Consider the following 10,212-nt stretch of genomic DNA (forward strand, 5'->3'; position numbering starts at 1 on the left):
CAGTGCCTAGCTCTTCGGGATATAAGTCAACCCAGTTACGTGGCAAAAAGTGCCGCTTCGCCAAATCGTCTTATGCCTTTTGAATCTAAACGGGCGCCTGCGCTTTTCTTATTTACCGGTATATTTCCGGATTGCCGGAAGGATTTCATTGCCGATCATTTCGATATTTTTCATGAGGCGGTCAAACGGAACGCCGCCAAAATCCATTTGGCCAATATAGCGCTGATGGCCGAATAATTCATATTGATAAAGAATTTTTTCTATGACCTGTTGCGGGCTGCCGATGTTCATGACGCTTTGGCTGTCAGCTCCGTGCATGAACTGGTATTCGGGAAACCCGCGCCCGTTTGTCACTTTCATCCCTTCATTAATATACGGATAGTATTCGGACAATGCCTGCTGGGTCGTTTCCGCAACGTGGAAAAAACCGGCGGTTGAAACAGGCAGGGCTGACGAATCGAATCCGCTTGCTTCTGCAGCTTCCCGGTATGCGTCTATCGTGTTTTTAAAGCTCATTGCCGGGCCCCCAAGTGTAGCCAGAAACATCGGCACGCCGGCGTTTCCTGCTTTGATGGCACTTGGAGGGGAGCCTCCGACAGCGCGCCAGATCGGCATCGAACCATCCTGGGGACGTGGAATCACCTGCGCATCACGCAGGCTTGCACGGAAGCGACCCTCCCAGTCGACGGATTGTTCGCGGCTGATTTTCAGCAATAACTCAAACTTTTCTTCATACAGCTCTTCGTAATAGCGGATGTCATAACCCAATAACTCGAACAAACCGATGCGGGAAGCCCGCCCGGCGACCAATTCGGCACGTCCGTTTGAAATCAGATCGATCGTCGCGAAATCTTCGAACACTCTGACGGGGTCTGAAGTTGAAATGATGGTCGACGAGCTGGCGATTTTGATGTTTTCGGTTGCCTGGGCAATCGCTCCAAGTACGACACTGTGCGCTTGCGTGGTGAAGTACTCCTGATGGCTCTCCCCGACACTGAAAAAATCGAGTCCGGCCTGATCGGCAAGCCTGGCAAGTTCAATGATTTCCTGGAGACGCTGGCCAGCGGGTATCCGCTGCTTTGTGTGAGGGTTGGGGATATGGTCGCCAAGTGTATAGAGGCCGAATTCCAGTCCTTTGTCCTGATTTATGCGATATTTTTCCAATAAAACCACCCTTTCTGAAATCTATTATGCTATAACTTCAGTGAACTTACTAAACAAGTGCTCGGCGGGTAACCGAAAAATGCAAAAAGCCATCTCTCAAATTGAGGGAGATGGCTTCAACCGCTGCAATTGCGTGTTTTATTGTTCTAAAAAAACAGCAGGTTCAACAGTATTGTCAGGATTACTGACAGGATAATGGAAATGAGCAGACTGCCCATACAGGACATGCGCATAATGACCCCACCTTCTTGGATGTAAGATGGTGTACATTACCCTTTTCGGCTGGCTGACTAAACAAAAGGCTCAACGCCGCAACAGATAATCGTTTTCATAAAGGAAATCACTGCTTATGTCGATGAAAAGAAAATTGTCCGCAGATAAAGGAAAGCTGAAAGTCCGCACGATTTCACCTGTTTCAATATCTGAATACGTGTCTGAAAGAATGCCGCGCGGCCATTTTTTCATCCGCATAATATTCTCGAGGAAATAGGGCCGGAAAGCCCAGTGAGCGCCGTTCTGCTCAGTATCGATTTGCCACTTTCCGCCGCGTTTCCGGTAATTGGAAGAAGTCTGCTGCCCATTGTCATTGCAGATATACATCCGGAAGCTTTCCCGATCGAAAGGAGCGGCCAAAGATTTAAGGAAATCATCTGCCTGATCCGGTCCGGTCCATTTAGGTGCCATCTTTTTCAGGATTTCTTCACAGGTGGATGAAAAAATAAGGCATTTTGCGATCAGTAATTTTTCCGCATCAACGAATCCCTGGATGCTCTCACTGATATTAATCTGCAGGGAGCTGTTTGAAATCAGGCTGAACGAAGGCCTCGCCAAATAATAGCCCTGATAATAATGGCCGCCGTGTTTCCAGGCAAAATGCAATTGGTGATTGTCTTCGATATGCTCATACGACAGCTTCGCACCAATGCGGCGTGCCAGCAGCGACAGTGAATAAACGATGTCATGAAATTCATCCGGCCGATTGGTGCGGATGACAGTCGTATCGATTTTAAGGATATCGGGTTTCAAGTGGCGGATTCGATCGATATTTGAACTTTTTGCACCGACATGGTTGACGGCTATTTGGATGCCGTATGTCTTATAATATAGAAGCAGATGATTCAAAGACTCAAAATCTTTTTCAAAAGCATGTTCCGTAATCTCCAGCACGATCCGTTCGAGAGCAAATCCTTTCGCTTCGAATTCCAACAGCGTGCTGATGAACTCTTCGCCGCCAGTTAGCAGCAATTGCCTGGCATCCCGGTACAGAAAAAGCTTGCAGCCATTGCTGTTATCCAGCATTTCTTCTATTGCCAATTTCAAAAGATGCGTATCGACCTCTATTTTAAATTCTTCAGGAACATCAAAGTTCTGAAAAAATTCGCCGAGACTCCGCCATTCATCTTTGTAGAAGAATCTGCCGCGAACCTCGTAACCGATAATCGTGTGTTTGACAGCGCTGATGATCGGCTGAAAAATCGGCTTAACATTATGCAGGTTTTCTAAAACCATCAATGGATCCAATCCATCCGCCTCCTTTGTCTGTAGATGGGCGTTTTTTATGCTGGGGGATGCTCTAACTCGTATGTAAGTCCTATTCTGTATCGCAGCGGGAAACTCCTTCAATAGAGTGCCTTTGATTTGTTGTGAAATTTGAGCCGCAAACTTGCATTGCGCAGCCGCTATACCCTATAATTTGAAACATTGTGCCGTAAGCAACAGGCAAGTCCTATCGCTTTCAGAAAGCCAAATGCATCTGCATGGCTTTTTTATTTTTGACCGGAATGATAATTGAGAAATGAGGAATTTGAATGGATAAAATTTATAGCTTGCTGATTATTTTTGCCGGATCTTTGCTGCTCGGTTTTGCGTTTAATATGTTCCTGCTGCCGCATGAAATCCTGTCAGGCGGCGTGACGGGAATTGCCATGATCTTTAGTCTGATGACACCCATCAATGCGGGTCTCTGGCTGTTTGTCCTGAATATCCCCATCCTGATCATCGGGTGGATGAAGCTCGGTAAACTGTTTATTGCCAACAGCGTTTTCTCTGTGGCAGTCACATCGATTTCAATGCTGTATATTCCCGTTATGAAAGTGACGGAAGACGCTTTGCTGTCTTCCGTTTTCGGCGGGGTGCTGGTCGGGGTGGGCGTCGGTTTCATCATCCGCTTTTATGGTTCGACCGGGGGCTTTGATGTAGTCGGGCTGCTGCTGACAATGAAGCGCGATATCCCACTCGGCTTCCTGGTGTTTGTATTGAACAGCATGGTCGTATTCGTTTCCGGGTTCATCTTTTCCTGGGAACTGGCGATGTATACAATGGCTTCGATTTACATCACCGGACTTGTCGTTGACCGGATTCACACGCGCCACATCAAACTCAGCCTGACGGTCGTAACCGGCAAAGGCGATGAAGTTAAACAGCAATTACTTGAAAATCTATACCGCGGCATTACTGTAACGGACGGGGAAGGTGCCTATTCCGGCAATAAAGTCAAAGTGCTGTATACCGTCATTTCCCGTTACGAACTGGCGTATGTCCGGCCGCTGATTAAATCGATTGACCCTAATGCATTTGTCAGCATCAGCGAAACAATGGAAGTCATGGGCAATTTCCGCAAAGATGATAACTTCAAAAAAACTCCGGCCGCGTAACCGGAAAAAGCCGTTTCTCTCATATGGGAGAAACGGCTTTTTGAATTCAGGAAAGCCGGGTCAGGGCATGACCGTTTCCACCTGGCAGCGCAGAACGGTTTTCAATTTGGCTGGCGCTGTTTTCCGGAAATCATTCAAATATATCTCCCGGTGTTTTTTGCTGCGGCGATGAAGATCGTTTTCTTCCAGAAAGCGGTGGATCCTTTCAAAGGAATCCGGTTCATCGTCATAGGGGCCTTCATGCAGAATCTGCACACATAAGCCTTCCTCGAATTCTTCAAACACGACTTCATTCAATAGCTCATTCGGTTCTTTTTGATTTGCAATTTCAAATGCTTTCACTACAGTGCCATTATCAACAAAGTCCGGCTGCCTGATCATTAATGTATAAAGAAACTCATCTTTATCGAGGTGGTCGAGTTGTTTCCCTTTTTCGGTCAGGCTCCATACAGCCTCCAGTGGATAAACGGTGTACTCATAATAGCCGTGGGGCATGAAGCCGTTCTTCGGCATCATACGAATTGCATACGCAAGGGAATAGAGGACTTCAATGCGTTTGGCGAAATCTTCTCCATTTGGATTGCCTTTTCCCTGGATTGCAAAAAAACGCTGTTTCGGTATCTGGCTTAAAACCGGTGAAGAAGGCGGCAAATAATACTCTTTTTCGGCTTTACGCCATTCATGCTTCATGGAATCCTCCTTCTCTTTTACAGCAGTAAAATCTATTCATGGAACGCCAGATCGCTGATCCATCTGGAAAGATGGGTTTTCACTTCTTCATTCAAATCAGGATGGACATTTTTCAGCAGATCGATTTCAAACCAGCTGTAATTCTTATTTTTAACGAAAGTATTCGTAAAAGCAGGGTTTTTAATGGTGATCTGAGATGACTCAGGACCGATTGTCTTTTCCACTTCGATTGTCAGTATGGTGCCGATCTGTCGCTGTATTTCATTTTGGCCGGACAGGAAATTGCCCAGTGAATAAATGACGAAGGCTCTGCGCCCATCAGCGGTGTCAATCCAGGCCGGCGGCTGCAGCACATGCGGATGGTGGCCAAGAATGATATCAGCTCCGTTCTCTGCGGCAAAATGAGCGAGCTCCAGCTGGAATTCATTGGGCAGAGGCTGATATTCATCGCCAAAATGAAAGTTCAGCACGACAACATCGCATTGTTCTTTCGCGCGCGCAAGATCTGCTTTGATCAACTCTTTGTCGATACGGTTCACCAGATATTCTTTTCCGGCGGGAGTGGGAATGCCGTTTGTGCCATAGGTATAGGACAGGAAGGAAAAGCTGATGTCATTTGCCGACAGCGTCGTCAGCTGTTCACGCTCTTCCGCAGACAAATAAGATCCGGTACGTTTCATGCCGATCCCATCCCAGTGATGGATGGCATTTTCAATGGCCTGCTGTCCTCTGTCCAATGTATGATTATTTGCCATGGCCACAACGTCGACTCCGACATTCTTTAAAGCATCACCAATTTCAAAAGGGCTGTTGAAACTGGGGTAAGTGGATAACCCAATGGCAGAACCGCCAATGATGCTTTCAGAGTTCGCTGTTGTAATGTCGGCCCGTTCCATATAAGGTTTGACTTTTTCAAACATGGGGCCAAAATCGTATCCTGCAGAAGTTTTCGCTGCATTGTAAACGGTGCTGTGAAGAAGTATATCACCGACTGCCGACAGGGAAGCGGTGCGGACTCCATGGAATACCGGCATTTCAGCTGGAGATTTTCGTTTCTCAAAAGCAGTTTCTTCCATTATAAGTACAACCGGAACTCTGGCGGCAATACAGCCGGCCATCAATAAAACCGTACATAACAGGGCAAAGCAGGTGCACCAGCGAATAGCGTTCATACGGACCACTCTCCAGGGTTTCAAAATAACAGCATAAAAAGAGGAGATAATATTGAATTGAGAAAATATTTATGAAAAGTATACTGAATATTAGTATAATAGTGAAAATTCAATTAAAGATTACTCTAATAGTACAATATAAACCAAATGTTGACTAGTTCTTTTTATTCAATAAAGCCGTAAATAAATGCTTTTTTGGATGGAAATACTTAAATTGGTCGAAAGAAAAGACAAAAAAATGCTGAAACCTGTTGAAAGGTTTCAGCATCCGTTTTTATGGCAGCGCTTATTCGAATAGATTCATGCTCAGGTAACGTTCGCCTGTGTCCGGCGCGATGCACAGCACTCGTTTCCCGGGACCGAGGCGCTTGGCAATTTCGATCGCGGCATAGATGGTGGCTCCGGCGGAAGGGCCGACAAAGATGCCTTCTTCCCGCGCAGCTCTCCGGAAAATATCGATGGCGTCTTCATCCTCGATGGCAAAAATTTCATCATAGATTCCGGTGTTAAGAATATCGGGAACGAAGCCCGGGCTTGTTCCGACCAATTTATGCTTGCCCGGTTTGCCGCCGGATAATACGGGTGATCCTTTTGGTTCCACGACGGCTATAAATAGATCCGGCAGCTTTTCCTTTAAAGCTTCACCTGTTCCCGTAATTGTCCCTCCAGTTCCGGCAGAAGCGACAAAAGCATCCAGTCTGCCGTCCATCTGTTCCATTATTTCCAGCGCAGTCGTTGTGCGGTGAATATCCGGGTTGGCCTGGTTCTCAAATTGCTGGGGGATGAAACTTTCGGGAATTTCCGATCTTAACTCCAGCGCTTTTTTTATGGCGCCCGGCATTTTCTCGTGATCCGGTGTCAGCACTATTTCAGCGCCGAATGCTTTCAATAAATTGATGCGTTCCTTAGTGGCGTTGTCGGGCAGCACAAGAATAGCAGGGTAGCCTTTCGCTGCTGCCACCATGGCCAGGCCAATGCCGGTGTTGCCGCTGGTGGGTTCAATGATGGTGGAGCCTTCTTTCAGCAGCCCCTGCTGTTCGGCCGCTGCAATCATATTGGCGGCCGCCCGGTCTTTGACACTTTTCGAGGGGTTGAACATCTCCAGTTTGACATAGACGTCGGCTGCCCCTTCCGGAACAATCCGGTTTAATCTGACGACGGGTGTATCGCCAATCAGTTCTATAATATTGTTTGCGGGTTTCAGCATATTCAACAACCTTTCCTGACAATAAAGATGAATTGTTTTCATTCAAGTGTAGTATATTTCATCTTTCTTCGCCAAGAGTTGGTTTTTGGCAATATAGAATCTTGTATAACGTAATAGAAGATATTTTAGGAATAAGACCTATTTAAAATATATAAATTGAGACTTTTGATTAATTAATATACCTTTATTTGTTAATTTAAAGTATAATAAATTAAATAAATGAATCGGAGGCGCTTTGTATGGTTAAACCCCCTGAGTTGGTGGATGCTTTGGTTTTGGACATGGATGCTTTAGAGTTGGCGCAATTGATCAGTGAAAAGAAAATATCTTCCCGCAGAGCCGTGGAAATTTATATAGACCATTTGAACAGCATAAATCCATCTGTGAATTGCCTTGTTGAAGAGCGGTTTAAAGAAGCGCTGTCGGAAGCGGATATCGCAGACGGCCTGCTGGAAAGAGGGGGGGCGTCAGGGGTTTTATTCGGTGTGCCGATCAGCATGAAAGAAGCCTTTGATGTCGCCGGCATGAAAACAACCGGCGGCCTGCTCAGAAGAAAAGATTTTGTCATGGACAAAGATGCGGAAGTGGTCCAAAGGCTGAAAGAGCAAGGTGCCATCATTCTGGGAAAAAGCAATACACCCGAGCTTTGTTTCTGCCAGGAAACCGACAATAAATTATATGGCCGTACGAACAACCCCCGTGACCTGCGGCGGACGGCAGGCGGTTCGAGCGGCGGAGAAGGGGCATTGATTGCCGCAGGCGGAGCAGCTGCAGGGATCGGTTCAGATATCGGGGGTTCGATCCGGTTTCCAAGCCACTTTAATGGAGTAGTCGGTTTTAAATCCGGTAATGGCCAGGTTTCAAAGCAAGGCAGTTACCCGGGAGTGAAAAATGAACTTCAGGAAAGAATGCTTGGAATCGGGCCCATAACCAAAAGCGTCAAAGATGCCAGGCTGCTGTATGGAGTTATTGCAGAAAATCCGGTACCGAAAAGAAATCTTGATGGCTTTACACTGAATGTGCTGCCGGCTGCAGATTATCCGATGGCTGATCATACCCGGAATTTAATGGATTCCATTTTCGGTGCGAGCGCTTTGTCTTTTGAAGCGGAAAGGGAAATGCCACCGTACTTCAATGATTCTGCACTTGTCTGGCAGGAAATCATGTCAATTGATGGAGCGGCAGATGCGCGGAAAGAAGCATACGGCGGAAAATCGTTGAATTTGTATAACTCATATTTCCGGGAGCGTCTGACCGGGAAAACCGAAGTGCACCGCTATCTGTCATGGGCTTTGATAGGCGCGTCGCTCTATAAGCCATCCGGAAAAAGGGTGGTGAAAATCCGGGATTTTCTGCATCACGGCGACCATATACTGGACGATTACCTGAAAAATCGTATTTTGATCATGCCTGTCTACCATAAAACGGCGCCAAGGCATGGCACCGTATACCGGGAACTTTTCTCGATCCGAAAAACTTTCCGGCAATATCTGCCTTACGTTGCCTACGCCAATACCTGGGGGTTGCCGTCATTGACAGTGCCTGCCGGTTTTGATGAGAAAGGTTTGCCGATCGGCATTCAGCTGATCAGCCGCAACGGCAATGAAGAGGCGCTGTTCCAGCTCGGCGAATGGATGGAGCAGAATTTCCAGACTTATAAACGCGCCATATTATAGAAGTTATTTAAAATCTGCCTCCGCTGAGGGGCGGATTTTTTATTTATTGAAGTGAAAAGAATAGCCGGGAAACTGTCTGATAAACTAAATGGTTATTAATGCCTATACGATTGTCCCGTTTAATGAGAAACGCCAAAATTCGACAAATTTTTTCCCAATTACGCATGCGCTGTTCTTCTGGTACGTTAGTGGTGTGGCAAAGGAGATGCGGGACGCCGCGCTGCCGGGTTTATTGCCATAATACACTTAAGGGACGAGGAGATCGATGTATGAAGAGGTCAGGAAAGATTTTCACAACCGCCATGCTGGCAATCACTTTGATGATGCCTGCAATCGGAGTCAGCGCAGATAACGGCAATGCAAATGAAAAATTCCGCGTACTGGTGGATGCAGGCAATCAAAAAAACCTGAGTAATGCGAAACAGCAATACGGCGTGCACTGGGATTTCAAAGGTGAAGGCTTTACGACCGAGATGAACGAGAGACAATTCAATGCGCTGCAAAAAAATAAGAACCTGACTGTCGAAAAAGTTCCTGAGCTGGAAATTGCGACAGCCACAGACCAGCCGGAAGCGAAATACAGCGCAATGGCAGCTTCCCAGTCGACTCCATGGGGCATCAAAGCAATTTATAATAATTCAACCCTTACCCGGACAAGCGGCGGGGCTGGCATCAATATTGCGGTTCTGGATACGGGAGTCATCATCAACCACCCGGATCTGCGCAATAACGTGGAGCAGTGCAAAGATTTTACTGTCGGCACAACTTTTACAAATAACAGCTGTACAGATCGCCAGGGCCACGGCACGCATGTTGCCGGTTCAGCGCTGGCTGACGGCGGATCAGGAAATGGCGTCTACGGCGTTGCACCGGATGCGGATCTCTGGGCTTATAAAGTCCTGGGGGATAACGGTTCCGGTTACGCCGATGACATTGCTGCGGCCATCCGCCATGCAGCTGATCAGGCTTCAGCCCTTAACACAAAAGTGGTCATCAATATGTCGCTTGGATCTTCTGGTGAAAGCAGCCTGATTACGAATGCTGTGAATTATGCATACAATAAAGGCGTGCTTGTCATTGCGGCAGCAGGAAACTCCGGTTCACGTCAAGGAACAATCGGTTATCCAGGCGCACTGGTGAATGCAGTGGCAGTGGCGGCACTTGAAAACAGATTCCAGAACGGCACTTACCGCGTCGCGGATTTCTCTTCCCGTGGCTACACCCGCACTGCCGGAGATTATGTGATCCAAAAAGGTGACGTTGAGATTTCTGCTCCGGGAGCTGCAATTTACTCTACATGGTATGATGGCGGCTATGCGACGATCAGCGGTACTTCCATGGCTTCCCCTCATGCAGCAGGGCTGGCAGCAAAAATCTGGGCACAGTATCCGACGGCATCGAATGTGGATGTCAGAGGTGAATTGCAGCACCGCGCGTATGGGAACGACATCCGGTCCGGCATAAGCGCCGGCACTGGAGATGATATCGCCTCTGGTTTCGGGTTTGCAACTGTGCAATGAAATTTAACAGCAAGGGCAGTTCCGGTGCTTCGCCGGAGCTGTTTTTATATGGTATTCTTTTATTAAGATAGACTTAGAAAAATATTAATAACGCTTTGACGCTTTGGACCAGGTTCCCACAATAAGCCG

Annotated in this window: 8 protein-coding genes; 3 read left to right on the forward strand and 5 right to left on the reverse strand. The window is 47.1% G+C overall.

What is annotated here, in order from left to right:
- Window positions 1-108 precede the first annotated feature (108 nt).
- The gene (locus tag KW93_RS08660) at window positions 109-1,164 is read right to left on the reverse strand and encodes an LLM class flavin-dependent oxidoreductase (protein WP_033542604.1); all 1,056 of its coding nucleotides are present in this window, start codon (window positions 1,162-1,164) and stop codon (window positions 109-111) included.
- A gap of 303 nt (window positions 1,165-1,467) precedes the next feature.
- Window positions 1,468-2,685 carry an EAL domain-containing protein gene (locus KW93_RS08665; RefSeq protein ID WP_033542605.1) on the reverse strand — a complete coding sequence of 406 codons (1,218 nt, stop codon included), beginning with the start codon at window positions 2,683-2,685 and terminating at the stop codon, window positions 1,468-1,470.
- 287 nt (window positions 2,686-2,972) lie between these two features.
- Between KW93_RS08665 and KW93_RS08670 the strand changes: the two genes are divergently transcribed.
- On the forward strand, window positions 2,973-3,818 hold the full coding sequence (locus KW93_RS08670) for a YitT family protein (protein WP_033542606.1): 846 nt from the start codon (window positions 2,973-2,975) through the stop codon (window positions 3,816-3,818).
- A 60-nt stretch (window positions 3,819-3,878) separates the two neighbouring features.
- On the opposite strand, the gene KW93_RS08675 is transcribed toward KW93_RS08670, so the two are convergent.
- The 3 genes from KW93_RS08675 to cysK form a co-directional block, all read right to left on the reverse strand.
- Window positions 3,879-4,508, reverse strand: coding sequence for a GyrI-like domain-containing protein (locus KW93_RS08675; RefSeq protein WP_033542607.1), 630 nt, complete (start codon window positions 4,506-4,508; stop codon window positions 3,879-3,881).
- 32 nt (window positions 4,509-4,540) lie between these two features.
- The gene (locus KW93_RS08680; protein ID WP_033542608.1) at window positions 4,541-5,680 is read right to left on the reverse strand and encodes a CapA family protein; all 1,140 of its coding nucleotides are present in this window, start codon (window positions 5,678-5,680) and stop codon (window positions 4,541-4,543) included.
- A 286-nt stretch (window positions 5,681-5,966) separates the two neighbouring features.
- Window positions 5,967-6,884 (reverse strand): cysteine synthase A, encoded by a 918-nt coding sequence (gene cysK / locus KW93_RS08685; RefSeq protein WP_033542610.1) that lies wholly within the window; start codon window positions 6,882-6,884, stop codon window positions 5,967-5,969.
- Window positions 6,885-7,126: 242 nt separating this feature from the next.
- Here cysK and KW93_RS08690 point away from each other — a divergent pair, with 242 nt between their 5' ends.
- Window positions 7,127-8,563: an amidase gene (locus tag KW93_RS08690; RefSeq protein WP_052131538.1), complete on the forward strand. Its 1,437-nt coding sequence runs from the start codon at window positions 7,127-7,129 to the stop codon at window positions 8,561-8,563.
- Between the two features lie 269 nt (window positions 8,564-8,832).
- On the forward strand, window positions 8,833-10,083 hold the full coding sequence (locus KW93_RS08695; RefSeq protein ID WP_033542609.1) for a S8 family peptidase: 1,251 nt from the start codon (window positions 8,833-8,835) through the stop codon (window positions 10,081-10,083).
- Window positions 10,084-10,212 lie beyond the last annotated feature (129 nt).

This window comes from Planococcus sp. CAU13 (assembly GCF_000775575.1).
Classification (GTDB): domain Bacteria; phylum Bacillota; class Bacilli; order Bacillales_A; family Planococcaceae; genus Planococcus.